The 26,721-nt window shown below is 73.5% G+C and carries 24 protein-coding genes; 14 read left to right on the top strand and 10 right to left on the bottom strand.

The annotated features are described in order from the left end of the window. Positions 1-2: 2 nt before the first annotated feature. Complete coding sequence (locus BLU55_RS08515) at positions 3-2,258, bottom strand: ATP-binding protein (protein WP_091728432.1); 2,256 nt, start codon at positions 2,256-2,258, stop codon at positions 3-5. A gap of 103 nt (positions 2,259-2,361) precedes the next feature. Between BLU55_RS08515 and hflX the strand changes: the two genes are divergently transcribed. Genes hflX through BLU55_RS08500 form a run of 3 tightly spaced genes read left to right on the top strand, consistent with a single transcriptional unit; the run spans position 2,362 to position 6,981 of the window. After that, positions 2,362-3,906, top strand: coding sequence for a GTPase HflX (gene hflX / locus BLU55_RS08510; protein WP_172833888.1), 1,545 nt, complete (start codon positions 2,362-2,364; stop codon positions 3,904-3,906). Between the two features lie 48 nt (positions 3,907-3,954). Then, positions 3,955-4,932: a DUF2207 domain-containing protein gene (locus tag BLU55_RS08505; RefSeq protein WP_157682802.1), complete on the top strand. Its 978-nt coding sequence runs from the start codon at positions 3,955-3,957 to the stop codon at positions 4,930-4,932. A 9-nt stretch (positions 4,933-4,941) separates the two neighbouring features. Next, complete coding sequence (locus BLU55_RS08500) at positions 4,942-6,981, top strand: ATP-dependent DNA helicase (RefSeq protein WP_407938415.1); 2,040 nt, start codon at positions 4,942-4,944, stop codon at positions 6,979-6,981. Between the two features lie 21 nt (positions 6,982-7,002). Here the strand turns inward: BLU55_RS08500 and lexA are convergent, their stop codons facing one another. Beyond that, positions 7,003-7,755 (bottom strand): transcriptional repressor LexA, encoded by a 753-nt coding sequence (gene lexA, locus BLU55_RS08495; protein WP_091728427.1) that lies wholly within the window; start codon positions 7,753-7,755, stop codon positions 7,003-7,005. Between the two features lie 321 nt (positions 7,756-8,076). On the opposite strand from lexA, the gene BLU55_RS08490 reads away from it, so the two are divergent. Beyond that, positions 8,077-8,649, top strand: a complete 573-nt coding sequence (locus BLU55_RS08490; RefSeq protein WP_091728424.1) for a LysM peptidoglycan-binding domain-containing protein — start codon at positions 8,077-8,079, stop codon at positions 8,647-8,649. A 181-nt stretch (positions 8,650-8,830) separates the two neighbouring features. On the opposite strand, the gene BLU55_RS08485 is transcribed toward BLU55_RS08490, so the two are convergent. The 4 genes from BLU55_RS08485 to BLU55_RS08475 form a co-directional block, all read right to left on the bottom strand. Next, positions 8,831-9,556 carry a lysoplasmalogenase gene (locus tag BLU55_RS08485; protein ID WP_091728421.1) on the bottom strand — a complete coding sequence of 242 codons (726 nt, stop codon included), beginning with the start codon at positions 9,554-9,556 and terminating at the stop codon, positions 8,831-8,833. 75 nt (positions 9,557-9,631) lie between these two features. Beyond that, entirely contained in the window at positions 9,632-10,072 is a 441-nt protein-coding gene (locus BLU55_RS08480; RefSeq protein ID WP_157682801.1) for a hypothetical protein, read from the bottom strand. Between the two features lie 419 nt (positions 10,073-10,491). Continuing rightward, entirely contained in the window at positions 10,492-11,037 is a 546-nt protein-coding gene (locus BLU55_RS19440) for a DUF6318 family protein (protein ID WP_157682800.1), read from the bottom strand. A gap of 259 nt (positions 11,038-11,296) precedes the next feature. After that, entirely contained in the window at positions 11,297-11,623 is a 327-nt protein-coding gene (locus tag BLU55_RS08475; protein WP_091728414.1) for a hypothetical protein, read from the bottom strand. A 374-nt stretch (positions 11,624-11,997) separates the two neighbouring features. On the opposite strand from BLU55_RS08475, the gene nrdR reads away from it, so the two are divergent. From nrdR to BLU55_RS08455, 4 genes are all read left to right on the top strand, one after another. Continuing rightward, the gene (nrdR, locus tag BLU55_RS08470; protein WP_091728412.1) at positions 11,998-12,516 is read left to right on the top strand and encodes a transcriptional regulator NrdR; all 519 of its coding nucleotides are present in this window, start codon (positions 11,998-12,000) and stop codon (positions 12,514-12,516) included. A gap of 132 nt (positions 12,517-12,648) precedes the next feature. Further along, entirely contained in the window at positions 12,649-15,558 is a 2,910-nt protein-coding gene (locus BLU55_RS08465) for a vitamin B12-dependent ribonucleotide reductase (RefSeq protein WP_091728410.1), read from the top strand. 322 nt (positions 15,559-15,880) lie between these two features. Continuing rightward, positions 15,881-16,573: a hypothetical protein gene (locus BLU55_RS08460; RefSeq protein WP_157682799.1), complete on the top strand. Its 693-nt coding sequence runs from the start codon at positions 15,881-15,883 to the stop codon at positions 16,571-16,573. Continuing rightward, positions 16,570-17,178: a hypothetical protein gene (locus tag BLU55_RS08455; protein ID WP_157682798.1), complete on the top strand. Its 609-nt coding sequence runs from the start codon at positions 16,570-16,572 to the stop codon at positions 17,176-17,178. Before BLU55_RS08460 ends, BLU55_RS08455 begins: the two co-directional genes overlap by 4 nt. Positions 17,179-17,202: 24 nt before the next feature. On the opposite strand, the gene BLU55_RS08450 is transcribed toward BLU55_RS08455, so the two are convergent. The 3 genes from BLU55_RS08450 to BLU55_RS08445 all read right to left on the bottom strand — a co-directional run bounded on the left by BLU55_RS08450 (position 17,203) and on the right by BLU55_RS08445 (position 18,673). Then, positions 17,203-17,571 (bottom strand): PH domain-containing protein, encoded by a 369-nt coding sequence (locus BLU55_RS08450; protein WP_091728402.1) that lies wholly within the window; start codon positions 17,569-17,571, stop codon positions 17,203-17,205. A gap of 98 nt (positions 17,572-17,669) precedes the next feature. Further along, a complete protein-coding gene (locus BLU55_RS19435; RefSeq protein ID WP_157682797.1) occupies positions 17,670-17,828 on the bottom strand; it encodes a hypothetical protein in 159 nt (52 codons plus the stop codon). Between the two features lie 74 nt (positions 17,829-17,902). Next, positions 17,903-18,673, bottom strand: a complete 771-nt coding sequence (locus tag BLU55_RS08445) for a GAF domain-containing protein (RefSeq protein WP_157682796.1) — start codon at positions 18,671-18,673, stop codon at positions 17,903-17,905. 133 nt (positions 18,674-18,806) lie between these two features. On the opposite strand from BLU55_RS08445, the gene BLU55_RS08440 reads away from it, so the two are divergent. The 6 genes from BLU55_RS08440 to BLU55_RS19430 all read left to right on the top strand — a co-directional run bounded on the left by BLU55_RS08440 (position 18,807) and on the right by BLU55_RS19430 (position 26,331). Next, positions 18,807-20,348 carry an AbgT family transporter gene (locus BLU55_RS08440; RefSeq protein WP_091728395.1) on the top strand — a complete coding sequence of 514 codons (1,542 nt, stop codon included), beginning with the start codon at positions 18,807-18,809 and terminating at the stop codon, positions 20,346-20,348. Positions 20,349-20,369: 21 nt separating this feature from the next. Beyond that, positions 20,370-21,620 (top strand): amidohydrolase, encoded by a 1,251-nt coding sequence (locus tag BLU55_RS08435; protein WP_091728392.1) that lies wholly within the window; start codon positions 20,370-20,372, stop codon positions 21,618-21,620. Positions 21,621-21,767: 147 nt separating this feature from the next. Then, entirely contained in the window at positions 21,768-22,442 is a 675-nt protein-coding gene (locus BLU55_RS08430; protein ID WP_091728390.1) for a hemerythrin domain-containing protein, read from the top strand. 82 nt (positions 22,443-22,524) lie between these two features. Then, positions 22,525-23,742, top strand: coding sequence for a threonine synthase (locus BLU55_RS08425; RefSeq protein WP_091728387.1), 1,218 nt, complete (start codon positions 22,525-22,527; stop codon positions 23,740-23,742). A 100-nt stretch (positions 23,743-23,842) separates the two neighbouring features. Next, a complete protein-coding gene (locus BLU55_RS08420) occupies positions 23,843-24,718 on the top strand; it encodes a T3SS (YopN, CesT) and YbjN peptide-binding chaperone 1 (RefSeq protein WP_091728384.1) in 876 nt (291 codons plus the stop codon). A gap of 86 nt (positions 24,719-24,804) precedes the next feature. Further along, positions 24,805-26,331, top strand: coding sequence for a hypothetical protein (locus BLU55_RS19430; protein WP_197681133.1), 1,527 nt, complete (start codon positions 24,805-24,807; stop codon positions 26,329-26,331). Positions 26,332-26,391: 60 nt separating this feature from the next. On the opposite strand, the gene BLU55_RS19425 is transcribed toward BLU55_RS19430, so the two are convergent. Next, entirely contained in the window at positions 26,392-26,721 is a 330-nt protein-coding gene (locus BLU55_RS19425; protein WP_157682795.1) for a transglycosylase family protein, read from the bottom strand.

Here is a 26,721-nt window from a genome sequence, read left to right as displayed (position 1 = left end):
GGTCAGTCGGTCGGGCGCAGCGGCGAGGGGGCGAGCGGGTCGTCCCCGTGGCCGGAACCCTCGCTCGGCAGGGCCGCAGCCAGGGCCACCGAGTCGACGGCGGCGGTGCCACCCGGCGCCGCACCCGCACCGGTCGCGACGTCCAGCGGCAGCGTGAGCACGATCGTGGTGCCCGGACCGCCCGGGCCCGCGGCGGTCCCCGGCCCGTCGTACGCCGCGATCCGGCCGCCGTGGCGGGTGACGGCCTGCCGGCAGATGGCCAGCCCCAGGCCGGTGCCGGGGTAGTCGCCGGTCGCGGCCGAGCGGAAGAAGCTGTCGAAGACCTTGCCGCGGTCGGCGCGGGGGATCCCGACCCCGTTGTCGACCACGCGGACCTCGAGGTCCTCGCCCACGACCTGGCCGGTGACGCGGACGTGGGGCCGCACGCCGGGGGCGACGTACTTGACCGCGTTGCCGAGCAGGTTGGCGAACAGCTGGCGCGTGAGCACCTCGTCGGCCCGCACCCGACCGAGGGGGCCGACCTGCACGAGGGGGCCGCCGGTCCCGTCGTCGGCCGGCGCGGGGCCGTCGTGACCCCGGTCGCCGCCCCCGAGGCCGAGGTCGCGCACGACGTCGACCAGCAGCGCGTCGAGGTCGAGGCAGGTGGGGTTCAGCTCGGCGCTGCCCGCCACGGTGTAGCCGAGCAGGTCGTCGATGAGCCGGTCCATCCGGGTCGCCGCCCCGTGGATCCTCTCCAGGCTGGCCAGGACCGCGTCGGCGGTGTCGTCCCGTCCCAGGGCCGCGAGCCCGGGGCGGGCCTCGGCGAGCTGGTCGCGGGCGACCTCGCCCCAGGTGAGGACCCCGGTCAGCGGGTTCTTCAGGTCGTGGGCCACCACACCGGCGAAGCTCTGCAGCACCCGGCTGTCGGCCCGCTCCCGGGTGACGTCGCGGAGCAGCACCACGGCCATCGGGTGCTCTGCGCCGGCCTCGTCGGGCTCGCCGTGGTGCAGCGGCACCGCCGTGACCGACAGGACGGTCTCGGCGCCGGTGAGCGGGTCGACCCGCACGACGTCGGTGGCCGGGACGCTCTCGCCGCGCAGCGCGCGGGCGTGCGGCAGCTCGCCGGGCGGCACGGCGCTGCCGTCGACGCGGGTGAGCCCGACGTCCGCGGGGTCGTGGACGTGGCGCCCGTCGGCGTCGGCGCCGCCGAGGGTGGCCGCCGCCGAGTTGGCCATCACGACGTGTCCCCACGAGTCGCTCACGCACAGCCCGTCGGTCAGGGCCTCGGTCACCGCGCCGAGCAGCCGCGCCCGGGCGGTGGCGCTCGACTCGGAGAGCCGCAGCTGCCGCGCGAGGGCCGCGCGCTCGGCGACCCCCAGGGCGAGCAGCAGCACCAGCGAGGTCGTCACGGCCGCGAACAGCTGCAGCGCCACCGCGCGCACGCTCGGGTCGGGCAGGGCCGCGAAGGGGCCCCAGCCGAGCAGGGTCACGACGACGGCGAGGGTCCCGAAGCCCAGGCAGTGCAGCGCGCCGACGCCGGGGACGAAGCGGAAGCCGATCCAGGCCGAGGTGACCAGCACCAGGTAGGTCACCGGCAGCTGCTGGTCGGCCCCGAAGACCAGGCTGCCGAGCCCGGTGGTGGCCAGCACGACCGCCGCGAGCTCGAGCCCGGCGCGGGCGCGGGGCTCGGCGGTCAGCGCGAGGCGCGGGGCGTCCGGATCCGGGCCAGGTCCGCGCAGGGCGAGCACGACGGCGACCAGGACGTAGAGGGCGCACGCGTTGCGGACCACCCAGACGGGGGTCGTGCTCCAGCTGAGCTCGCCCGTCAGCGCCCACGAGGCGGGGGTGCCGAGGGCCGACCCGACCACGGCGGCGCCGAGCGAGGCGGCGGCCAGGCGCAGCAGGTCGGCCGCCCGCTCGAGCCGGGGCCGCAGCGACGACGTCGGGCTGCGCCCCTCGGCCCGGGCCAGAGCCCAGCGCACCACGAGGGCCTGCACCAGGTTGGCGCCGGCGAGCAGCAGGGCCGCCGGCGGGCCCAGGTGCCAGAAGAACAGCGCGGTGGCCGCGGCCAGGAGCGCGCCGTCGAGCACGACCTCGCGGCGGGTGGCGCCGCGGAGCAGCCACAGCGCGGCCACGCCGGCGGCGGGCCAGAACAGCGCCAGCCCGGTCTCCGGGAGCACCACCAGACGCCCGAGCGCCATCACCGCGACGTAGAGCAGCGCCCACGCCAGCGAGCCGGCCGTGTGGCCGCGCACCGGTGCGCGGCGGAAGTCCGCCATGGCCCCAGTCTGAGGGGTGGGGGGCGCCACGTCTGCCGCACCACGAGGTGTGGACGAGAACTCGTTCGCACCCCAGACGGGGGCGGACTAACCTGGAGGGCGTATGACGAACGCACCCGAACCCTTCGACCTCGCCCACGAGCTGGCTGCCACGGCCACCTGGGACGAGGACCGCCACGACCACCCCACCCCTGTGGACCGCCCCGGCGGGCCCGACCGGTCCGACGAGCCCGCCCCGCCCGACACGTGGCCCGACGAGCGCGAGGAGACGACCGGCGAGGTCGACCTCGCCGCCCGCCACTCGCTGCGCCGCGTCGCAGGCCTGCGCACCGAGCTCGAGGACATCACCGAGGTCGAGTACCGCCAGCTCCGCCTCGAGCGCGTGATCCTGGTGGGCGTCTGGACCGACGGCAGCGTGCAAGACGCCGAGAACTCCATGGCCGAGCTCGCGCTGCTCGCCGAGACCGCCGGCTCCGAGGTGCTCGACGCGCTCTACCAGCGGCGCGACAGCCCGGACCCCGCGACGTACGTCGGCCGCGGCAAGGTGGAGGGCCTCGCCGAGATCGTCAAGGCGACCGGCGCCGACACCGTCATCTGCGACGGCGAGCTCGCCCCCAGCCAGCTGCGCAACCTCGAGGACAAGGTCAAGGTCAAGGTCGTCGACCGGACCGCCCTCATCCTCGACATCTTCGCCCAGCACGCGAAGTCGCGCGAGGGCCAGGCCCAGGTCGAGCTGGCGCAGCTGAGCTACATGAAGCAGCGGCTGCGCGGCTGGGGCGGCAACCTGTCGCGCCAGGCGGGTGGCCGGGTCGCCGGCGGTGCCGGCATCGGTGGCCGCGGACCCGGTGAGACCAAGATCGAGACCGACCGCCGCCGCATCAACACCAAGATCGCCAAGCTGCGGCGCGACCTGTCGCACATGAAGAAGACCCGCGACACCAAGCGCTCGGGCCGCAAGCGCCACGAGATCCCCAGCGTCGCGATCGCGGGCTACACCAACGCCGGCAAGTCCTCGCTGCTCAACCGCCTCACCGACGCCGGCGTCCTGGTCGAGGACGCGCTCTTCGCGACCCTGGACCCGACCACCCGCCGCACCGAGACCAGCGACGGCCGCGTCTACACCATGAGCGACACCGTCGGGTTCGTGCGCCACCTGCCCCACCAGCTGGTCGAGGCGTTCCGCTCGACGCTGGAGGAGGTCGCCGACGCCGACCTCGTCGTCCACGTCGTCGACGGCTCGCACCCCGACCCCGAGGGCCAGCTCGCGGCGGTCCGCGCCGTGCTCGCCGACATCGGCGCCGACAAGGTGCCCGAGCTGGTGGCCATCAACAAGGCCGACGTCGCCGACCCCCTGGTCATCGCCCGGCTCAAGCAGCGCGAGCCCCACTCCGTGGTCGTCTCCGCCCACACCGGCGAGGGCATCGCCGAGGCGTTGGAGGCCATCGAGGGCGAGCTGCCCACCCCGGCCGTCGAGGTCTCGGTGCTGCTGCCCTACGACCGCGGCGACCTGCTCTCCAAGGTGCACGAGCACGGCGAGGTGCTGGCGCTCGAGCACACCGGCGACGGCACCGTGCTGCAGGCCCGGGTCAACGAGGTGCTGGCCGGCGAGCTCGCGGCGTACGCCCCCGGAGCGGTGTCGGGCGCCTAGCCTGGCGCCTGTGCCCCACGACCCCACCCTCCCCGTGAGCCACCGGTCGTGAGGTCGGTGCTGCGCGGGGCGGCCGCGCTGCTGCTCGTGGGGCTGGTGCTGCTGCCCCTGCTGCGGACCGGCGACCCGGTGCCGGAGGCGCTGCGGGGCGCGACCGTGACCGACTACCGGGCGGCGTACGAGCTGGACGGGCGCGGCACCCTCAGCGCGGCCGAGACCCTCCGGGTCAGCCTCGGGGCGCCCCGGGCCGGCCTGGTCCGGGTCTTCGACCTCGCCGACCCGGGTGACGGCCGCGTGCGTCGGCTGCCGAGCGAGGTCACCGTCACCCGCGACGGGCAGGTCGAGGAGGTCGCGCTCGAGCGCACCGGGTCGACGTTGGTGGTGCGGGCGGGTGACCACGACCGGGAGCTGGGTGGCGAGCACGTCTACGTGCTGCGCTGGAGGATGCCCGGCGTGCTCGTCCCGGCCTCGGAGACCGACGACCGGGCCCGGCTGCGCCTCGACGCGCTGCCTGCGGGCTGGGGGATGCCGGTGCTGCGCTCGCGGCTCAGCGTCGACCTGCCCGGCCGTCCGGAAGCGGTGACCTGCCGCGTCGGCGACCGGGCCTGCCGGCCGCGGATCGGTGGCGCGGGCGTCGTCGTGACGACCGGGCGGCTCGACGCGGGTACGCCGGTGCGGCTCGACGCGGTCCTCGGCTCGCGCAGTCCGGAGGTCGAGCGGCTGCCGTGGCCGCTGCGGGTCACCCCCGTGCTCGGCGACCGCTGGTGGCCGCCGCTGCTCGTGCTCGTGCTCGCCGCGCTGGCAGCGTGGGCCGGGGTCCGGCTGGCCTCGCGACCGCGCGTGCGCCGGGCCCGGCTGGTGGTCCTGGGGGCCGTCCTGGCCACGGGCCTGGCCCTGGTGCTGGCGCCCTGGAGCCTGCTGGCGCTGGTCCCGGGCGGGCTGGCCCTGGGCTCGCTGCCGCTGCTGCTGCCGGCCCCGTCCACAGCCGGGGAGGGCCCGGGACGCCAGGCGCCCGCCGCGACATAGGGTGCTGCGGTGGTCGAGCAGCCGGAGGTCGGGACGAGCCGGGCGGCCGCCGACCCGGATGTCGCCGAGGTCCTCGCCGCTGCCGTGGCCGCGCTGGGAGGGCAGGAGCGCGCCGGTCAGGTCACCATGGCCGAGTCGGTGGCGCGGGCCCTGGAGACCGGGCGTCACCTGTTGGTGCAGGCCGGCACCGGCACCGGCAAGTCGCTCGGCTACCTGGTCCCCGCCCTGCTGCACGGCGACCGGGTGGTGGTCGCGACGGCCACCCTGGCGCTGCAGCACCAGCTCGTCGAGCGGGACCTGCCGGCGCTGACCGCGGCGGTGGGTGATCGGCTCGGGGCCGGTGACTCGTCGTTCGCGGTGCTCAAGGGCCGGTCCAACTACGCCTGCCTGCACCGCGTCCGCGAGGGCGTGCCCGACGACCAGGGGGCGCTCATCGACGCCGCCGACGTGGTCGAGGGCTCGCTGGGGGCCGAGGTGCTGGCGCTGCGCGAGTGGGTCGAGGACGAGGCCCGCGAGGGCGGCACGGGGGAGCGCGACCACGCCCCGCGCCACACCGACCGGGTGTGGCGCCAGGTCAGCGTCAGCCACCGCGAGTGCCTGGGTGCCTCCCGGTGTCCCTTCGGCCAGGAGTGCTTCGCCGAGCTGGCGCGCGAGCGGGCCCAGCGCGCCCGCGTGATCGTCACCAACCACTCGCTGCTCGCCATCGACGCCATCGAGGGCATCCCGATGATCCCGGCGTACGACGCGGTGGTGGTCGACGAGGCCCACGAGCTGGTGTCGCGGGTGACGCAGGCAGCCACCGACGAGCTGTCGGTGGGGGAGGTGGAGCGGACCTCGCGCCGCGCGGCCCGCTACGTCGAGGGCAGCCAGGCCGACGACCTCGGCGACGCCGCCGAGGCGCTGCTCGACGCCCTCGTCGAGGCGCCCGTGGGCCGGCTCGACGCCGTCCCGCAGGTGCTCGGCGACGCGCTGGCCCTGGTCCGCGACGCCGCGCGGGCCCTGATCAGCGCGCTGCCCAAGGAGCCCGCCATCGGCTCCGGCGAGCCCGCCGACCCGGGCGCCGCGCAGGCCAAGGGGTGGGCGCAGGAGCTGTTCGCCACCGCCGAGCGGATGGCTGCGGGCTCGGACCGCGACGTGCTGTGGGTCAGCGAGCGCGACCGGGTCCGCGGGGGTCACATGCTCCACGTGGCTCCGCTCGACGTGGCCCTGCCGATGCGCCAGGGACTGCTGGCCGAGAAGACGGCCGTCTTCACCTCGGCGACGCTGCGCCTGGGGGGCGACTTCGACGCCGTCGCCGGCTCGCTGGGACTGTGGGCCAAGGAGCGGGTGACGGCCGAGACGCCGGTCCCGGAGACGCGCGACGAGGACGACCTGACCCAGTCGTGGGAGGGCCTGGACGTCGGCTCGCCCTTCGACTACCGCCGGCAGTCGATCCTCTACGTCGCCCGCCACCTGCCCCAGCCGGGCCGCGACGGCCTGACGCAGCGCCACCTCGACGAGATCGCCGAGCTGGTCGACGCGGCCGACGGCCGCACCCTGGGGCTGTTCTCCAGCCGGCGGGCGGCCGAGGCCGCTGCGGAGCACGTGCGCGAGGTGCTGCCCCACCTGACGACGTTGGCGCAGGGCGACGCGCAGCTGCCCGAGCTCGCGCGGCAGTTCGTCGGCGACCCCCACACCAACCTGTTCGGGACCCTCAGCCTGTGGCAGGGGCTCGACGTGCCGGGGGACACCTGCCAGCTGGTGCTCATCGACCGGGTGCCGTTCCCGCGACCCGACGACCCGCTGATGTCGGCGCGCCAGCGGGCGGTCGACCAGCGCGGCGGCAACGGCTTCATGTCGGTGGCGGCCACGCACGCGGCGCTGCTGCTGGCGCAGGGCGCCGGCCGGCTGATCCGCACCACGACCGATCGGGGCGTGGTGGCCTGCCTCGACCCGCGACTGGTGACCGCGCGCTACGGCGGCTTTCTGCGGGCGAGCCTGCCCCCGATGTGGCAGACCGAGGACCCGGCGGTGGTGCGCCAGGCGCTGCAGCGGCTCAGCGGGGGCTGAGGCCCCCGCCGAGCAGACGGCTCACATGCGGCGCAGGACCGCGGTGACCTTGCCCAGGATCGTGGCGTAGGTGCCGTCGATGGGGTCGTAGGCCTCGTTGTGGGGCATCAGCCAGACCTTGCCGTCCTTCTTCTGGAAGGTCTTGACGGTGGCCTCGCCGTCGAGCATCGCCGCGACGACCTCGCCGTTCTCGGCGGTCGGCTGCTGGCGCACCACGACGTAGTCGCCGTTGCAGATCGCCGCGTCGACCATCGAGTCGCCCGAGACCTCGAGCAGGAACAGGGTGCCGTCGCCGACCAGCGACTTGGGCAGCGGGAAGATGTCCTCGACCCGCTCCTCGGCCAGGATCGGTCCGCCGGCGGCGATCCGCCCCACCATCGGGACCATCGTGGCCGTCGGCATGGCGTCGCCGGAGCCCGTGGGGTCGTAGGGGGACTCGTCGGCGCTGGCGATCGCCCGGCGCGCGGCCATCAGCTCGGGGATGAAGACCTCGAGCGCGCGCGGCCGGTTGGGGTCGCGCTTGATGAAGCCCTTCTGCTCCAGGACCCGCAGCTGGTGGGCGACGCTGGAGGAGCTCGTCAGGCCCACCAGGGTGCCGATCTCGCGGATGCTCGGCGGGTAGCCGCGCTTCTCGATCGACTCGCGCAGGGTGTTGAGGATGCGCTGCTGACGCGGCGTCAGTCCGGTCACGTCGGGCGCGGCGTCGGGGAGCTCCGAGACCGTGCCGCGGGTCGTGGTCTCGGTCTTCTTGCTGTCTGAGTCGCGCGTCGCCATGCAGGCAACGTAGTCCAGCAGGCGGCGGCACTTCAAACACCTGTTCGAAGTGCGTGTCGCGGCGCGTCGTCGGCGTGTCGCGTGATCCGTGGGGTGGGTGTGACGCACGAGGCGAACATTTGTTCGAGGAATGCTTGTGCGGCTCGAACACCTGCTCTAACGTCGTACACGTGTTCGATCGAACGTCTCTTCGAACCCGACGACGCCGAAGTGCTCCAGAGGCTGTCAGAGGTCGCCGCTAGACATGGTCCAGCACACAGCAGGGGTCGCCACCCACGTCGGGTCACGAGGACCCGGCACTTCCCCGAAAGAGGTTGATCGATGAGCACGCTGAGCATTGCCCCCGAGGTCGTCCCCACGTCCGGCACGACGGTCCGTCGCGCCGCCACGTCGCGGCACCTCCTTTCGGTCCCGTCCTTCGACTTCGCCTCGCCCGTCGAGGCCATCGGCCTCGAGCCGGCCGCCCGCGAGGTGGCCCCGGAGCTGCGCGTGGCCCCCGCCCCGGTGCCGCCGGTCGCCCTGGTCCCGGCCCAGCGCCACCCCGCGGTGGCCCCGGCCGCCGCCGCGGTCTCCCGGCACGCGGTGCGCCCGGCGCGGGCCGCCGTGCGCCTGACCCGCCGCGGTCGCGCCGTCATCACCCTCACCTTCGTCGGCATCGCCGTGGCCGCGCTCGTCACCCTCGGCGGCGGCTGGGCCGTGGCCAGCCTCGGTGGCGGCACCGCCGAGCCCGTGCGGACCGTCCAGGTCCAGCCCGGCGACACCCTCTACGACATCGCCAGCGACGTGGCCGCCCCCGGTCACGTCCGCGAGATGGTCTACGAGATCAAGGCCCTCAACGACCTGCCCTCCTCCACGATCTCCGAGGGCCAGAAGCTCGCCGTCCCCCGCGGCTGAGTCACCGGCCCGTCCGCCACGGGCCGCCATGACGTGCGACGACCTCTTCGACCCGGGTCGCCGCACGGGGGAAGAGACGGGGTGGGACCGCGCTGCGGTCCCACCCCGTTCGTCTGTCCTGGGGCCGCTGATTACCCGGACGTCCGGGTAATCAGTCACTTGGCGGGTGTTGCAACAGCCGTCAGGTAGCTGAAAAGGACGTCCAGTGGTGCCGAGCCGACGATGTCGTCGAACGGGCGGCCCCCTCGCTGAGCATCAACTGGGCCAACGTGTACGTCGCCATCACGGCCGACTCCAAGGCCGGGGGAGCGTCGTCCAGCACGAACGACCGCAGCGCGAGCAGCGTGTCCGACACGAGGAACGTCCAGCCGCCGGCCGCGAGCAGGCGTCGCGCGTCGACGGGCAGATCCGGGTCGAGGTGGGTGGTGGCGCCGGCGAGGACGGCGAGCAGCGCGGCGTACGCGAGGACGGGCGGGCCGAGCTCGGGCTGACGTCGGTGCGCGGCGTAGGCCAGGGGCGGTGCGGACACGACCCAGGTGGCGAGCGCGGCTCGCAGGCCGGGTGCCTGCCACAACGGTCGCGCGGCTCGCACCTGGTGCAGGCCGGCGAGGTACGCCGCGTGGCCGGCCGCAAAGCTGGCCATCCCCGCCAGGAACGGCGAGGTGCCCTTGCCGAGCAGGGCGACGTCCCCTCCCCACCCGCCGACCTGGGCCGCCAGCGTGGCAGTGCGCAGGGGCGACCCGGTGGCCCGGGGGTCGGTGGCGAGTGACGTGGCCAGCACGGGCATCAGCAACGGCTTGGTCCACCGGCGGGCTCCGACGTGGTCCGAGCGGCCGGCGAGCCAGGTGTCCAGCGACGCGACCGCCAGGTAGGCCAGCCGGGCACGGTGCGAGGTCCTGGTCGTCACGGGAGCAGTGTGGCCCCGCGAACCGCGCGGGACCAGCGCCGCGGAGCCCGTGGTCGGGCGCTGGTCAGCACGTCCTCAGCGCTGGCCCGACAGCGCCGGGCTGGCCTCGGCCACACGGAGCGGCGTCTGCGGCCCGGTCGTGGTGACGGTCCCGTCGACAGGCCGCAGCGGCCCGCCGTTGAGCGACCACTGCGCCGTCCAGGTGACCGTCACGCGGTGCTCGACGGTGACGCGGGCGTCGGCGTACCGGTGCACCACGTCCTTGCTCGGGTACGCCGCCCCCGGCGTCCTCGTCGTGCTGGTCGTCCCGTCGCCGTGGTCCCACACGAACGTGCTGGGCTCGATCTCCAGCCGGACGTCCTGCCCCAGCAGCGTGAGCTCGCGCGTCAGCGGCTCGGCCTGCGTGAAGAAGATGGTGTCGAAGTTGATGAGCGTCTTGTCGGCCGGCTGGCTCTGCGCCCGCAGCTCCGGCAGCGGGATCCTCCGGAACGCCGCCAGCACCATCGCATCGGTCACCTGGGGCGGGGGAGGGGCGGCGGCATTCGCCGCGGGAGCTGGCTCACCTGCTCCGGTGCACACGAAGCCCAGTGGGGTCTCACCAGCGGGGCTGATCTGCCACTGTCGGTACTGGGTGCTTCCCGGCGGACAAGTGTTGGGGCAGACGCCCGCGCCCGTGGCGGGATTCCCGACTCCTGAGTCGCAGGGGTTTCGGTAGTCATAGGTCACTATGGGCTGGCTGCTGTTCATCGCTGGCCTTTGCGCCCTTGAGATCTGAGGTGAAGCAGGGTTCTGCGAATCGATCAGTGATTGCTGCTTGGCCTCCTTGGTCCACGTTTCAAACGTGTTCGCCGGGCCTGGACGGACGTCCGTGTCGGCGGATGCAACTGGACAACATGCGAAGAGGAGCAGTGCCGTGATGTAGAGGAGTCGGCGCATCATGCTTCGGGATCCAAGGCTCCTACGCGCCACTCGCCGGCGATCCAACGAAGCTGAAAGGCCTTGAGAACGCGTTGTCCCCCTGGGGCCTTCTGAGTTGGGCTTCCAGCCTTGGGCTTGTACTCCTGAGGGGAATAGGCGACCCCTGCATCGATATATGCGATGTCACCCTGGATCGAATAGAACTTGAGGTAGCTCGGCTTCCACGCGCCGCCGCGGATGTATCCGCCTGACTTGTAAGTACGCTCGATTCCCCGCGCGATGGCCTCGCACTTAGTGCACTCGTCGGTGAACGTCTGTCGAAAGTTCGACACATCTCCGCTGTCCCCAGCGAAGGCCATGCTGGCCAAGAAGTAGGCGACCGTTGCTTTGGCGCCCGATTCAGACTTGGTCGACAGGCCTGCTGGAGGGGTCGGGGCCGCAGGCTCGGGGGTGGCGGTCTCCGTGGGGGGCGACGGCGTGGGCGCCGGGGCGGCCTCGGGAGGGCTCCCGCCGCACCCCGCGAGCACGGCCAGCGACACCACGCTCGTCACACTGGTCACCACGCGGCTCAGTCGACGCATCCTTCACCTCAACAGCTAGTCCCGAGAACGTCGAGACGGTATCTACCCAGGTCAGGGCGTCGCCACACCATCTTCCCGACCTGTGGACAACCTCGCGGGCGCAGCGTGCGGACAGACGATCAGTTCGCGGCCGGCGGCCGCTGGGCCACGCCTGGAGGGGCACCGGACGTGCCGAGCTGATCGTCGTCCGGCACGCTGACGACCGACCAGCAGCCAGCAGCCCGCAGCAGGGGCCTGGTCCTCAGCGCTCGAGCCGGCGGCGGCCGACCACGCGGGCGGGGGAGCGCGCCGCGGACCGCAGCCGGACGCCGAGCAGCAGCGCCGCGAGGAGCGAGGCGACCGCGCCGAGGAGGGCCACCACCAGGACCAGCCACGGGCTGCCGTCCCCGGCACGCAGCTCGCGACCGAGGTCGATGCAGACCGCGACGAGGACGAGCCACGCCGCGAGGGCCGCGAGGCATCCGAGGCCCAGCAGGGCGAGCCGGCGACGTCGCCGGCCGGCGCCCGGGCCGGGCTCGGCAGGGCGCCGGGTGCGCTCGGTGGCGCGGTGCCGCGCGGTGTCGCTCACGGCAGCCAGTGTGGTGGCTGACACTCCGTCGCGGTCCACAACCCCAGAACCGGGTGTGGAGGAGACGTCCGCACGGGTGACCTGGAGGTGGACACGCGGTGGACTACCGGACGCGCGCACCGAATTTCGAGACGGATCGCGGCGCTGACCTGCACGGATGACGGAACACGCCACAACCACCCAGATCGACACGCCGCGGTTGGTTGCACGGCGTCGGCGGCGCGGTCTACGGTTCACTACATCTAGTAGTTACACGGATGTAGTTATCCACATCTAGTCCCACAGGGCGGGTCGGGTTACTCACAGGGAACCCCCGTCGTCCACACGGAATCCACAGGCCTGACCACAGGTTGAACCCTCGAGAGGAGGGCCCGATGCACTGTCCCTTCTGTCGCAGCACCGACACCCGGGTCCTCGACTCGCGCGTCGCCGAGGACGGCACGGCGATTCGTCGCCGCCGCACCTGCCCGACCTGCGAGAAGCGGTTCTCCACGGTCGAGCAGATGCAGCTGGTGGTCTGCAAGCGCAGCGGGGCCACCGAGCCGTTCACCCGCGACAAGGCCGTCGCCGGGGTCCGCAAGGCCTGCAAGGGCCGCCCGGTCTCCGAGGGCGACCTCGCCCGGCTGGGCCAGGTCGTCGAGGACGTGCTGCGGGCCAACGGGCGCGCCGAGGTGCCGGCCCACGAGGTCGGCCTGGCCATCCTCGGCCCGCTGCGCGAGCTGGACGCCGTGGCGTACCTGCGCTTCGCCAGCGTCTACAAGTCGTTCCAGAGCGCCGCCGACTTCGAGAGCGAGATCGCGCTGCTGCGCACCGATCCGACTGTCAGTGGTCCCGGCCACGATGGGACCAGCGCCCCCGACGCGCTGGTCCCCACCCCTCAGCCCACGGGCTGACCACGAGCAGCCCCGTGCGCCGTGGGGAAGCGGCGCGCGGGGCCACCACGTACGACCAGATCCAGCACCACGAGCTACACCCATGACGACCAGCACGACGACGAGCACCACCACACCAGGGAGCAGGGGAAGATGACCGAAACGGTGAGCAGCACCGGCACAGCACGCGGACGACGCAAGGGTCTCAAGATCGAGCAGACCTTCTCGACGCCCGGCGTCCACCCCTACGACGAGCTCACCTGGGAGCGACGCGACGTCGTCCAGACCAACTGGAAGACCGGCGCGACCGTCTTCGAGCAGCGCGGCGTCGAGTACCCCGACTTCTGGAGCGTCAACGCCTCCACGATCGTCACCACGAAGTACTTCCGCGGCGCCGTCGGCACCGACAGCCGCGAGTGGAGCCTCAAGCAGCTCGTCGACCGGGTCGTGAAGACCTACGTCGCCGCCGGTCTCGAGCACGGCTACTTCGCCACCGAGAAGGACGCCCAGGTCTTCGAGCACGAGCTCACCTGGCTGCTGGTCCACCAGTACTTCTCGTTCAACTCGCCCGTGTGGTTCAACGTCGGCACGCCGAGCCCGCAGCAGGTCTCGGCCTGCTTCATCCTCTCGGTCGACGACTCGATGGACTCGATCCTCAACTGGTACAAGGAGGAGGGGTTCATCTTCAAGGGCGGCTCCGGCGCCGGCCTCAACCTGTCGCGGATCCGGTCCTCCAAGGAGCTGCTCTCCTCGGGTGGCACCGCCAGCGGCCCCGTCTCCTTCATGCGCGGTGCCGACGCCTCCGCGGGCACCATCAAGTCGGGCGGCGCCACGCGCCGGGCGGCCAAGATGGTCGTCCTCGACGTCGACCACCCCGACATCGTCGAGTTCGTCGAGACGAAGATGAAGGAGGAGGACAAGATCCGCGCGCTGCGCGACGCCGGGTTCGACATGGACCTCGGCGGCAACGACATCACCTCCGTGCAGTACCAGAACGCCAACAACTCGGTCCGCGTCAGCGACGAGTTCATGCGCGCCGTCGAGGACGGCACCGGCTTCGGCCTGCGGGCCCGCGACACCGGCGAGGTCATCGAGACCGTCGACGCCCGTGCGCTGTTCACCAAGATCAGCGAAGCCGCGTGGGCCTGCGCCGACCCGGGCCTGCAGTACGACGACACCATCAACGACTGGCACACCAACCCCGAGACGGGCCGCATCACCGCGTCCAACCCCTGCTCGGAGTACATGTCGCTCGACAACTCCTCGTGCAACCTGGCCTCGCTCAACCTGCTCAAGTTCCTCAAGGACGACGACACCTTTGACGCCCCGCTGTTCGCGCAGGCCGTCGAGCTGATCATCACCGCGATGGACATCTCGATCTGCTTCGCCGACTTCCCGACGGAGCCCATCGGCGAGACCACCCGCAACTACCGCCAGCTCGGCATCGGCTACGCCAACCTCGGCGCGCTGCTCATGGCCATGGGCCTGGGCTACGACTCCGACGGCGGCCGCTCCATGGCGGCGACCATCACCTCGCTGATGACCGGCGTCTCCTACAAGCGCAGCGCCGAGCTCGCCGCGGTCGTGGGCCCGTACGCCGGCTACGCCCGCAACGCCGACGCCCACAAGCGCGTCATGCGCAAGCACCAGGCCGCCAACGACGTCGTGCGCACCCTGCACGGCACCGACGCCGCCGTGCACAAGCTGGCCACCCAGGCCTGGGCCGACGTCCAGAAGCTGGGCGAGAAGAACGGCTTCCGCAACGCGCAGGCCTCCGTGCTCGCGCCCACCGGCACCATCGGCTTCATGATGGACTGCGACACCACCGGCATCGAGCCGGACTTCTCGCTGGTCAAGTTCAAGAAGCTCGTCGGCGGCGGCTCCATGCAGATCGTCAACCAGACGATCCCGCGGGCGCTGAAGAAGCTCGGCTACCAGACCGAGTCCATCGAGGCGATCGTCGAGTTCATCGCCGACAAGGGCCACGTCATCGACGCGCCCGGCCTCAAGACCGAGCACTACGAGATCTTCGACACCGCCATGGGCGCGCGCTCGCTCAAGCCCATGGGCCACGTCCGGATGATGGCGGCCTGCCAGCCGTTCCTGTCCGGCGCGATCTCGAAGACGGTCAACCTGCCCGAGTCGGCGACCGTCGAGGAGATCGAGGACGTCTACCTGCAGAGCTGGAAGCTCGGCCTCAAGGCGACCGCGATCTACCGCGACAACTGCAAGGTCGGCCAGCCCCTCTCGGACGGCAAGTCCGACCAGGCGAAGAAGGACCAGGGCCAGAGCGTCGACGCCCCCGTGGTCGAGACCAAGGTCGTCGAGGTCCACAAGCCGTTCCGCAAGCGCCTGCCCAAGAGCCGTGCCTCGCTCACCACCAGCTTCACGGTGGGTGGCGCCGAGGGCTACATGACCTCCGGTGCCCACGCCGACGGCGAGCTCGGCGAGGTCTTCCTCAAGCTCGGCAAGCAGGGCTCGACCCTGGCCGGCGTGATGGACGCCTTCTCGATCGCGGTCTCGATCGGCCTGCAGTACGGCGTCCCGCTGGAGACCTACGTCTCGAAGTTCACCAACCTGCGCTTCGAGCCCTCCGGCATGACCGACGACCCCGACATCCGGATGTCGCAGTCGCTCATGGACTACGTCTTCCGCCGGCTGGCGCTGGACTACCTGTCCTTCGAGGAGCGCTCGATGCTCGGCATCTACTCCGCCGAGGAGCGCCAGCGCCACCTCGAGACCGGCTCCTACGAGCCCCTGGAGGAGACCGGTGGGGCGGCCGAGCTGAAGATCGCCGAGGCCGCGCCGCAGGAGAAGGGCACCGGCAAGGACGTCGACAACCGCGCCGACGACCTCGAGACCAAGGACACCCACGGCGCCGAGGCCCGCGAGGTCCCCGCCAAGGTCACGAGCCACGAGGCCCGCACCTCGGCCGAGCTGCTCGAGAAGATCACCGGCAGCGCCATCGACTCGCCGCTGTGCATGACCTGCGGCACCAAGATGCGCCCGGCGGGCTCCTGCTACGTCTGCGAGGGCTGCGGCTCCACCAGCGGCTGCAGCTGACCGACGCCCCACGACGCCGGCCCGGTCCCTCCACGCGGAGGGGCCGGGCCGGCGTCGTACGTCGGCCGCGCCAGAGGTATCTGTGCCGAGGCCCGCCGTCCCCTGTGGGTGACGACCCCCATGCGACGGAGGCGCTGCGATGGCGACCCGCTTCAACCCACCTTCCACCTGGCCCGTCCCTCCAGAGGGCTGGAGCCCGCCGGCCGGCTGGCAACCGGACCCCTCGTGGGGGCCGGCGCCGCCGGGTTGGCCGCTGTGGGTCGACGACGAGCAGACGCCACGTCGGGGCAGGCGCCGGGCGCTCGCTGCCGCAGCTGTGGGCGTGGCCGTCGCCGGAGCGGTCGCGCTGCTGCACGCGATCGGGGCCACGTCCACGACGGAGCCGTCGGTGATCGGCCCGTCGCGGGCCGCGACCGACGCGAGCGGCACCCCGGCATCGCCTTGCCCCTCGACCGGCACGTCGTGCAGCACCAGGCGCTACGGCAGCGACCTCGGGGCCGCCGAGGAGTGGCTGACCGGGCTCGACCGTGGTGCGGGTGGACTCCTGCAGAAGACGGCCGGACCCGGCGGCCTGGTCGGGGGCGAGGTCGGCAGTCCCCGGCCGATGGCGGCAGCCTCCACCGACCTGCAGCTGGACGAGCTGGTGCGCCGGGAGCGGTCCTGCGCGGTCTACCGCGACGCCCCGCACCAGGTGGCGGTCGTGACCGACGCCGAGGACGCGGTCGCGGCGTACGTTATCGCCAACGAGGTGGTGGAGACACCCGAGGAGCTCCGGGTCGGTGCCAGCCTGGACGACCTGCGCGCCACCTACGCAGAGCTCCAGGTCGAGCAGGCCGGTGACGGTGGTTGGTTCGCGCTGACTGCGCCGCAACGTCGGTGGGACGACGTCGCTGACCAGGAGTACGACGCGTCCATGGCCTTCTGGGTCGGCAGCGACGAGCGGGTCCAGCTCTGGGCGGTGGGCAGGACCGAGTACGTGACGAGTGCCGACCTGTGTCCGGAGGCGGGGTCGTGAGGGAGCGGCACTTCAACCCGGCCCCGGGCTGGCCGGCACCGCCGCAGGGCTGGACGCCGCCCGCCGACTGGCAGCCGGATCCCGCGTGGCCGCCCGCTCCCGCCGGGTGGGTCTGGTGGGTGGACGGCGAGGGCCCCGACGAGCCCGCGAGGTCGGTGCAGCGGCGCGGCTACCAGCTGGGGTGGGTGGTGACCTACTGGTCGGCGACGGGCCTGAGCCTGCTGTTCCTGCTGCTGGCGGTGACGACGCCGGACGTGCCCGGCTCCACCGTCGCGGCCCTCGGGTTCGGCAGCACCGCAGCCCTCGCGGGGAGCACGCTCGCCACCCTGCTCCGGCGTGCCGGGGTGGCGGCGATCGACTTCGACGACGCGACGGCGCCGATGCGCGTGCTGGCCGCCGCCTGGGCGGTGCTCCTGGTCGCGATGCTGGTCGCCGTCGCGGTGGGCACCGGGTGGGGCGCGCGCGACAGCGCAGGACCGGAGGCGACCAGCTCCGTGCTGTCGGTCGCGGACCGGGTGGCGGCCCAGATCTTCGGGGTGGCCGCGCTGTTCGTGGTGGTGGGCGACGGCTACACCAAGCACCGCCGGCTGCTCGGACGGGCGTGAGCCGACAGCGCGGCCCCGGCGGGCTCAGCGCAGCACGGCCCAGGCGATCAGCTGGTCGATGCGCCGCACGTCGGCACCCTTGCCGACGTTGATCTTGATGTGGCCCGCCCGGGTCCACAGCTCGATCTCGGCGTTGACGTCGAGCAGGCCGTGGGCGTTCTCCGACGACCACATGTTGATGGCGCTGTAGGGCAGCGAGTAGATCTCGACCTTCTTGCCGCGCAGGCCCTGGGCGTCGCGGACGATGAGCCGCTTGGTGGTGAAGATGGCGGTGTCGCGGAAGGTGCGGAACGCCGTCACCGCCTGCTCGCCCTCGACGAGGACGCCCTGGACGTCGTCGGGCACGGGCACCTCGTTCATGAGCGTCCACGCCGTGATCGATGCGGTCTCCACGGTTCCTCCTCCGGTCGGGAGCACGGAGGCTGGCACGTCCGGTGGCCGATGACCAGGGGTGTCCGCGGGCCGGAGCGCGTGGACCGTGGAGGAGCCGGTCAGGCGGGGCGGGGGAGGTGGCGCTCGGACTGCTGCTGGCGCTCGGCCTCGACCTCGGCGCGGGCGTTCTTGCGCGCCCGCGCGAAGTAGGTCTTGGGGTCGCGCAGGATCTGCTCGACGCGCTCGTCGAGACGCTTGCCGGGGATCTTGATGGCCACGGTCACCCTCCTGTCCGTCACTCCAGTGTGCCCCAGTGGTGGGGCCGAATCTAGGTGGAACCACCGACACCGGTTCACGGGATGCTCAGCGCGACCGCGAGCACCCCGGCCATCAGCCGCAGCAGGGCCATGTCCTCGACGTCCAGCGTGCCGGGCTCGACGGCGTCCAGCGTCAGCATGCCGTACGCCGTGTCGCCCGCGATGACCGAGACGGAGATGAACGTGCGGTAGTCGCGCTCCTTCGACAGGTCCCACCCGGGCGGCGGGTCGGCCTCGACGTCCTCGCACAGCAGGTCCTCGTCGGCGAGGACCAACCCGATCGCGGCGTCGCCCGAGGGGGTGCCGGCCACGAACGTCGTCGTGGGGGAGCCGGACCGGCCGGCCGCGGAGTCGGGCTCCAGCGTGGTCGGGGGGCCGGCGTCGAGGCGGAACCAGCAGGCCCGGGCGCGGTCGGGGCCGATGAACTCGGCGGCGGTCAGCAGCACGAGCGGCACCGCCTGCGCGCGGCGCTGCTCGCGCACGGTGACCTCCTCCTCGAGCGCGATCGTGCCGAGCAGCCGCAGGATCGGGTCGAGCGCGTCGTTGAGCGCCACCCGGGTCTCGACGCGGGCCTCGAGCTCGCGCTCCTCGGCGGTCGCCTCGCTGCGCACGGCGACACGCTGGCGCCACAGCGGGACGCCCGCGGCGGTCGCGGTGGCGAGGATCTGGGTGACGACCAGGACGGCGAACCAGCCGCCGTTCGCCGTGCGCATCAGCGACGCGGCCAGCGGCGAGGCCGCGGCGGCGAGCACCACCACGACCAGCCACAGCGGCAGGCGACCCCGCCCACCGTCGTCCTGCGCCACGCCGACCACCCCTTCCCGAGGTCCTCATCATCACAGCCGGGTCGGACAGCCCGCGGCGGTGAGACACGGTCCGCTGGTCCTCCAAGTCCATCGGTACGGTGGTCATTCGGACCCTCCACCTCTCGGGAGCGCCATGTCCACCTCCACCAGCGGCACCGCCACGCCGACCCGTCTCGACCGCGTCCTGGGCACCGTCGAGCGCGTGGGCGACAAGGTGCCCCACCCGTTCGTGCTGTTCGCCTACCTGCTGGTGCTGGTCGCGGTGGCCAGCACCGCGCTCGACCTGGCCGGCGTCAGCGTCACGGTGCCCGGGTCGGACGACGCGACGCCCGTGCAGGGGCTGCTGACGCCCGACGGGATGACGTGGCTGCTGACCAGCTTCGTCGAGAACTTCACGAGCTTCCCGCCGCTGGGCAACGTCGTGGTGATGCTGCTCGCGGTCGGCGTGGCCGAGCAGAGCGGGCTGCTGAAGGCGGCCATCACGGCGTCGTTCTCCCGCGCCCCGGCCTGGGCGCTGCCGTACGTCGTGGCCCTCGTCGCCGCGCAGGGCCACGTCATGTCCGACCCCTCGATGATCGTGATCCCTCCGCTGGCCGCGCTGGTCTTCCTCGCGGCCGGGCGCCACCCGCTGGCCGGCATGCTGGGCGCCTTCGCCTGCACCACGGCCGGCTACTCCTCGGGCATCCTCATCGGCTCCCTCGACGCCCTGCTCGCCGGCATCACCACCAGCGCCGCGAAGATCGTCGACGGCCTGGAGACCACGCCGGTGACGATCGCGAGCAACTGGTGGATCTCGATCGCCACCGGCATCCTGCTCCCGCTCGCCGGAGGCTTTCTCATCGACCGGGTCATCGAGCCCCGGCTGCCGGCGTACGACGTGCCCGACGGCGACGAGCACACCCGGCTCGACGCCCGCGAGCGTCGTGGCCTGCTCGCCGCCGCGCTGGTCGGACTGGTGCTGCTGGTCGGCGCCTTCACGGCCTGGCTGGTGCCGGGCAGCCCGCTGCGCGGGGAGGGCGGCGACCTGGTGCCCTCGCCGTTCCTCGACGCGATCGTGCCGATGCTGGCGATCCTGTTCCTCGCCACCGGCACCACCTACGGCGTGGTCACCCGCGCGGTCGCGAAGGCCGCCGACGTGCCGGAGATGATGACCGAGGCGATGCGCGGGCTGGCGGGCTACGTGGTCTTCATCTTCATCGCGGCCCAGGTCATCGCGATCTTCACCTGGAGCGGCCTCGGCACGGTCATCGCCGTCGAGCTCGCCGAGGGCCTCGACGCGGTGGGCATCACCGGCTTCGGCGCCGTCATGGGGCTGGTGCTGATCGCCGCCGTCATCAACCTGTTCATCACCTCGGGCTCGGCGATGTGGGCGCTGATGGCACCGGTGATGGTGCCGACGTTCGCCCTGGTCGGGCTGGAGCCGGGGTTCGTGCAGGCGGCGTACCGCATCGGCGACTCGGTCACCCAGGTCATCACGCCCCTCAACCCCTACCTGATCGTGCTGCTGGGCTTCGCCCGCCGCTACGAGCCCGGCCTGCAGTTCGGGGCCCTGATGGCGCGGATGGCGGTCTTCGTGCCGGTGTTCTTCGTGGTCTGGGTCGCGGCGCTCGCCGTCTTCTACTTCACCGGGACCGACGTGGGTCCCGGGATGCCGATCCGCCTGCCCCAGAACTGACCCACCACCACGAGGAGACCGATGCCGCTCGACACCGTGGCCCTGCGCCGCGAGTTCCACGCCCACCCCGAGACCGCGTTCCGGGAGCTGCGCACGACCGCTCGGGTCGCCGAGGTGCTCGCCGACCTGGGGCTCGAGCCGCGCACGGGGGCGGGGGTGATCGAGCGCGAGGGCGTCGTCGACCACCCCGACGACGCCACCCTCGACGCGGACGCCGAGCGGGCCGTGGCGACCGGTGCGCAGCAGTCGTGGGTCGAGGTGGTCCGGCGCGACGGCAGCGCCTTGGTCGTCGACGTCGAGGGCAGCCGTCCCGGACCCGTCTGGGGCCTGCGCTTCGACACCGACGCGCTGCCGATCGTGGAGTCCTCCGAGGCCTCCCACCTGCCGCAGGCCCAGGGGTTCCGCTCGACCTTCGAGCGCGGCATGCACGCGTGCGGGCACGACGGGCACGTCGCGATCGGGCTCACGCTGGCCGAGCGGCTGCAGCGCGACCGCGACTTCGCCGGGACCGTCCGGTTCCTGTTCCAGCCCGCCGAGGAGGGCGGCCGCGGCGCCCGGGCGATGCTGCGCGGCGGCGCCTTCGAGGGCGTCGACCGGTTCGTCGCGCTGCACCTGGGGCTCGACCTGCCGCTGGGGCACGTGGTCGGGGGAGCGGTGGGCGCCTTCGCCACCACCAAGCTCCGGGCCCGCTTCACCGGTGTCGCCTCGCACGCCGCGGCCGCCCCCCAGGACGGGCGCAACGCGCTGGCGGCGGCCGCGGCCGGCACCCTCGCGGTGCTCGGCCAGCCCCGCTGGTCGACGACCGACACCCGTGTCAACGTCGGCACCCTGCACGCCGGCGACGGGGTCAACATCGTCCCCGCGTGGGCCGAGCTGACCGCCGAGACGCGGGCGCTGGACGCCGCGGTCCAGGAGGAGCTCTCCGAGCGGGTGACGCAGGCGCTGCGCGGCGCCGCGGCGGCGTACGGCTGCGAGGTGGAGGTGGTGCGCACCGGCGGCTCGGCGGTGATCCAGTCCGACGAGGAGGTCGCGGGTGCGGTCGCGGACCACGCCCGGGCGCTGGGCCTGGGCGCCGAGACCTTCGGTCCGATGGGCGGCAGCGACGACGCCAGCCTCTTCCTGGCCGACGCGCAGCGGCGCGGGGGCGTGGGCACCTACGTGATGGTCGGGGCGGACAACCCGGCCCCCCACCACCACCCGCTCTTCGACGTCGACGAGGCCGCCCTGGGGCACGCCACCGACCTGCTGGAGCGGCTGCTGCGCCAGGGGTGAGGCCGCGGGCTGCGGGCCGGTGCAGACCACGCCCGGGGGCCCGTTGACGAGCCCCGTCGTGGGCGACGACAGTCACCCTCCTCGCCGTCGCGGATCCCGTCGGCGGGCCGCAGCACAGCCAGGCACCACCGGGGGAGGAGCGCGGCCATGACGACCACCACGGTCTCCGGCGTCGACGTACGCGCGCTGCTGCTGGTGCACGACGCGCTGCGCCGGGAGTACCGCTGGATGCCCGACCTGGTGCGGGCCGTGCACGCCGACGACACCTCGCGGCTGCTCGTCGTCGCCGAGCACGTCCGGTGGGTCGGCCGGCTGCTGCGCCACCACCACGAGGTGGAGCAGCGGCTGCTGTGGCCGGCGCTGCTGCCCCGGCTCGCGGGGGCCGGGCGCGTGGTCCGCCGGATCGAGGAGCGGCACACCGAGGTGCTGACGGCCGACGTGCGGGCCGGCGAGGCGGTCGCGCTGTGGTGCGCGGAGGGGTCCGGCCGGTGCCGCGACTCGCTGGCCGACGCCCTCGAGGCCGTGGGCGAGGTGCTGGTCGCCGCGCTGGCGCTCGAGGAGGCCGAGCTGCTGCCGCTCGCGCGCCGCCACCTGACGCCGACCGAGTGGGTGCGGCTCGGCGAGCAGAGCGTCGGCGGTCTCGACCCCCGCCAGCTGCCGCTGGTGATGGGCCTGCTGATGCACCAGGCCGACCCCGAGGTGATCCGGGGCCTGCTCGGCCACGCACCGCTGCGGGTGCGCCGGGTGCTGCCCCAGGTCGCGCCCCGGGCCCGCGACCGCTACGTGCGCCACGTCTACGGCGGGACCGACCTCTCCCTGTGAGCCCTCCGGGGCGGTCGGGCAGGCTGGAGGTCCTCAGAGGGCCGCCCCGCGTGGCCGTCCGCCTCGACGTCCGGGAGCCACCGTGTCCTTCTCGTACCTGTCCCACCTCGAGTGCTCCGCCACCGGCGAGCGCCTCGACGCCGACGTCGTGCAGGGGGTCAGCGCCGCGGGCAAGCCGCTGCTGGCGCGCTACGACCTCGACGCCGTCCGGCAGGCGGTGACGCCCGAGGAGATCGCCTCGCGGCCGCACGACCTGTGGCGCTACCACGAGGTGCTCCCGGTGCGGGACCCCGCGCACGTCACCAGCCTCGGCGAGGGCATGACGCCGATCGTCCCGCTGCCGACGTACGGCGCCGCGATCGGCCTGCCCCACCTGGTGATGAAGGACGAGGGGCTGGTGCCGACCGGGTCGTTCAAGGCGCGCGGTGCGGCGGTCGGGGTCAGTCGCGCCCGCGAGCTCGGGGTGCGGGCCGTGGCGATGCCGACCAACGGCAACGCCGGCGCCGCGTGGAGCGTGTACGCCGCCCGCGCCGGGATGGGCAGCCTCATCGTGATGCCGGTCGACGCGCCGGAGATCACCCGCCGCGAGTGCGTGGTCGCCGGGGCCGAGCTCTACCTCGTCGACGGGCTGATCAACCACGCCGGGGCCCTGGTCAAGGCGGCCGTCGAGGAGCGCACCGGCTACCAGGAGGTCTCGACGCTCAAGGAGCCCTACCGGATCGAGGGCAAGAAGACGATGGGCTACGAGATCGCCGAGCAGCTCGGCTGGGAGGTGCCCGACGTCATCCTCTACCCGGCCGGCGGCGGGGTGGGCCTCATCGGCATCCACAAGGCGATGAAGGAGATGCAGGAGCTCGGCTGGATCGGGGAGCAGCTGCCGCGCCTGGTGTGCGTGCAGTCGACCGGCTGCGCGCCGCTCGTCGACGCCTTCGACGCCGGCCTCGACGAGAGCACCCTGGTCGAGGGCACCCACACCCTGGCCTTCGGCATCAACGTGCCCAAGGCGCTCGGTGACTTCCTGGTCCTCCAGGCGGTCCGGGAGTCCGGCGGCACCGCGATCGCGGTCAGCGACGAGACCATCCTGGAGGAGGTCGGCGCGCTCGCCCGGTCCGAGGGCGCCTGGATCTGCCCCGAGGGCGCGGCCTGCATGGCGGCGGCCCGGGAGCTGCGCGCCAGCGGCTGGATCGGGGAGCAGGAGCGCGTGGTCGTGCTCAACACCGGCACCGGTCTGAAGTACCCCGACACCGTCGGCGTCGACGTGCCGGTGCTCGCCCGCGACGGCCGGGTGCCCCCGGCCTGAGCCGACGCCGGGCCCCGCGACGGGCGTGACGGTCGTCGCACCCTGGCCCCGGTGTCGGTGCCCACGTCTAGATTGGTGGCTCCACCACCGGGGGGCGCAGATGAGCAGAGGCTTCGACGAGACGGTCGAGCGTGCCTGGCAGCAGTTCGAGCGGGACCTCGACGAGCGTCTCGAGGCACTGCCCGCCGACCTCGTGGTGGTCGGGCCCGTGGGCCTCGACGAGTCCGAGCAGCCCAGCCTGCGCGTCCAGGTCCTCGACGACCTCGTCCACGTCGAGGCCGTCCGCAACCTGCTGGGCGACCGCGACCACCTGTTCTCGGCCGAGCAGCAGCGCGCGCTCACGGCCCTGGGCTGGGAGGCGCCCGACCACGTCGACCACCCCGCGTGGTGGATCGGGGGCCTCCTCGACGACGCCGAGTCGCTGTGCCGCGTCCTGGCCGACACCTGGCGCTCGGTCTTCGGGGTGCTCCACCCCGGCTTCCTCGAGGTGGTCGACCCGGGCGCCCAGCCGCCGGACGCGGACGTCGACGAGATCGCCCAGCCCGACTCGCGCGAGGCGCTGGTCGAGCTGGTGGCGGCCTCGCTGGTCCCGACCTACGGGCACGACGTGAAGCGCGACGACGACGGCGACTTCCCGGTCTTCACGGGCGTGGTGCCGGTGTGGATCCGGGTGCTGCAGGACCGGCCGGTGCTGCGGTTCTTCAGCCACGTCGTGTGCGACGTCGGCAACCCGGCGCAGGCCCGGATCGAGATCGAGATCCTCAACCGCCAGGTGCCGCTGCTGAAGTTCCAGCTGGCCGGGGACACCGTGCTGGCCTCCTACGAGCTGCCCGCCGACCCCTTCGTGGCCCGCCAGGCCGTCGGCGTGCTCGAGCAGGTCTCCGACACCCTCAACGAGCTCGCCACCGACCTCGCCGACCGCGTGGGCGGGCAGCTGTTCTTCGACGCGGTCGAGGAGTCGACCGACGAGGAGTGACCCCTCGTCGGGGCCCGTGCGGGCCTCCCGCCAGCCCGGTGTCCGCCCGGGTGACCGGCGTCACGGCGGTCCGGCAGGATGACGCCATGGCATCCGAGGCACAGACCGGTCCCGCGTCCGACGTCCCACCCGGGGGTGGGCCGGGGCCCGGATCCGCGGGTCACGGACTCGTCTTCCCCGCCGACGACCACGGTCGGCGCAGCACCTCGGACGTGGGCCGGGCGGTGGTCGCCGACGCGCTGCGCGCCGCCGACCCGACCGGTGCCCGGGCGGCCGAGCAGGAGACCGCGTGGCGCACGGGCTACCTGCCCCACTTCCGTCGCCTCGTCGAGGCCGGGCTGGCCTCGCCCGAGGCCGCCGTGGGCATCGCCCGCGACGGCCTGGACTCGCTGCACGAGCGGATGCGCGTGGTGGACGACACCGGGGAGGAGCAGCGGCTGGCGAGCTGGCCGGCCGCGGCCGGCGGGGCCCTGCGCGGCGTCGAGGTCGTGGGCCAGGGCGAGGTCCAGCCCGAGCTGGTGCTGCCCTTCCACGGCGAGCGGCTGCGCCGCTCCGGGCTGCAGCGCCGGGTCGCGGCCTGGGTGGAGGCGGGCGTCGTGGAGCCCAGCGTGGGGCAGGCCGTCGACGAGGTGGTCGCCCACCCCGAGTGGCTGCGCCTGGAGGGCCACACCGTGGCCGTGCTGGGGGCGGGCGCCGAGATGGGGCCGCTGCCCTCGCTGATGCGCTGGGGGGCGCGCGTGGCCGCGGTCGACCTGCAGCGCACCGAGCTGTGGGAGCGCGTCCTGACCCAGGCCCGCAACGGCGCCGGCACCCTGGTGGTGCCGACCGCCGCCGACGACGCGGGCGTGCTGGAGCAGGCGGCGGGCGTCGACCTGCTCGCGGGCGTGCCCGCGCTCGAGACCTGGCTGGCCGAGCAGCCCGGCACCCTGGTGGTGGGCAACTACGTCTACGCCGACGGCGCCACCAACGTGCGGGTGAGCATGGCGGTCGACGAGCTGACGCGCCGGCTGCTGGCCGACCGCGGCGACACCGCGCTCGGCTTCCTGGCCACCCCGACCGACGTCTTCGTGGTGCCGGGCGAGGCGGTCGAGCACTCCACCCGCGCCTACGACGGTCGCTCGGGCCGGTCCAAGACGCTGGGTCGTCCGCTGCGGACGCTCTCGGGAGGCCGGCTGCTGCGTCGGCAGTACGTCGCGGGCTCCGACCCCGGCGTCAACGACTCGCTGGTGCCGCAGCAGGGGCCCAACTACGCGCTGGCCAAGCGGCTGCAGCGCTGGCGGGCGACGGTGTCGCGCCACGACGGCGTGACGGTGTCGATGAACGTCGCGCCGCCCACGCGGACGCGGTCAGTGGTGAAGAACCGTGCGCTCGCGGCGGCGTACGCCGGGGCGCACCGCTTCGGCGTGGAGGTCTTCGAGCCGGCGACGTCCAACGTGCTGATGGCGGCGCTGCTGGTGCACGACCTGCACACCGGGGGAGGCCCGCGCCACGACGCGCCGTGGCAGGACGAGGCGCACGCGGCCGCCCACGGCGGCCTGTGGCGCACGGCGTACGCCCCGAGGAGCGCGCTGGGCCTCGCCGCCCTGCTGGGGTACGGCGCGGCGCGAGGCTGACCCAGGAGGACCGGCCCTGGCGCGGGGGATGCCAGGGCCGGTCCGGTCCGGGGGGTGGTGTCAGCGGACGCCGATCTTGCGGGAGCAGGACGGCCAGGCGCCCCAGCCCTGCGAGGCCTTGATCCGCTCGGCGACCTTGACCTGCTCGCGCTTGGTCGCCTGGTGGGGCAGCCGCGCGAAGCGGGCGCCACCGTGGCCGCGCCAGGTGGAGGGGCTGATCTGGAGGCCGCCGTAGTAGCCGTTGCCGGTGTTGACGTGCCAGCGGCCGGTCGACTCGCACCAGGCGAGGCGCTCCCAGGTCCGCATGGTGGCGGCCTCGGAGGGGGCGGAGACGAGCACGGGGGTCAGCGTCACCAGGGCAGCGGCGAGCGACAGGGAGAGCTTGCGCAT

Source organism: Nocardioides scoriae, from assembly GCF_900104965.1.
GTDB classification, from domain to species: Bacteria; Actinomycetota; Actinomycetes; order Propionibacteriales; family Nocardioidaceae; genus Marmoricola; species Marmoricola scoriae.
Note: the sequence above shows the minus strand (reverse complement) of the source record. Positions and strands in the feature narration are given on the sequence as shown.

What these genes read in the sequence shown, in the direction of transcription:
- BLU55_RS08515 (WP_091728432.1), bottom strand. Translation starts at nt 2,258, where the DNA reads ATGGCGGACTTCCGCCGCGCACCGGTGCGCGGCCACACGGCCGGCTCG.
- hflX (WP_172833888.1), top strand. Translation starts at nt 2,362, where the DNA reads ATGACGAACGCACCCGAACCCTTCGACCTCGCCCACGAGCTGGCTGCC.
- lexA (WP_091728427.1), bottom strand. Translation starts at nt 7,755, where the DNA reads ATGGCGACGCGCGACTCAGACAGCAAGAAGACCGAGACCACGACCCGC.
- BLU55_RS08490 (WP_091728424.1), top strand. Translation starts at nt 8,077, where the DNA reads ATGAGCACGCTGAGCATTGCCCCCGAGGTCGTCCCCACGTCCGGCACG.
- nrdR (WP_091728412.1), top strand. Translation starts at nt 11,998, where the DNA reads ATGCACTGTCCCTTCTGTCGCAGCACCGACACCCGGGTCCTCGACTCG.
- BLU55_RS08465 (WP_091728410.1), top strand. Translation starts at nt 12,649, where the DNA reads ATGACCGAAACGGTGAGCAGCACCGGCACAGCACGCGGACGACGCAAG.
- BLU55_RS08440 (WP_091728395.1), top strand. Translation starts at nt 18,807, where the DNA reads ATGTCCACCTCCACCAGCGGCACCGCCACGCCGACCCGTCTCGACCGC.
- BLU55_RS08435 (WP_091728392.1), top strand. Translation starts at nt 20,370, where the DNA reads ATGCCGCTCGACACCGTGGCCCTGCGCCGCGAGTTCCACGCCCACCCC.
- BLU55_RS08430 (WP_091728390.1), top strand. Translation starts at nt 21,768, where the DNA reads ATGACGACCACCACGGTCTCCGGCGTCGACGTACGCGCGCTGCTGCTG.
- BLU55_RS08420 (WP_091728384.1), top strand. Translation starts at nt 23,843, where the DNA reads ATGAGCAGAGGCTTCGACGAGACGGTCGAGCGTGCCTGGCAGCAGTTC.
- BLU55_RS19430 (WP_197681133.1), top strand. Translation starts at nt 24,805, where the DNA reads ATGGCATCCGAGGCACAGACCGGTCCCGCGTCCGACGTCCCACCCGGG.
- BLU55_RS19425 (WP_157682795.1), bottom strand. Translation starts at nt 26,721, where the DNA reads ATGCGCAAGCTCTCCCTGTCGCTCGCCGCTGCCCTGGTGACGCTGACC.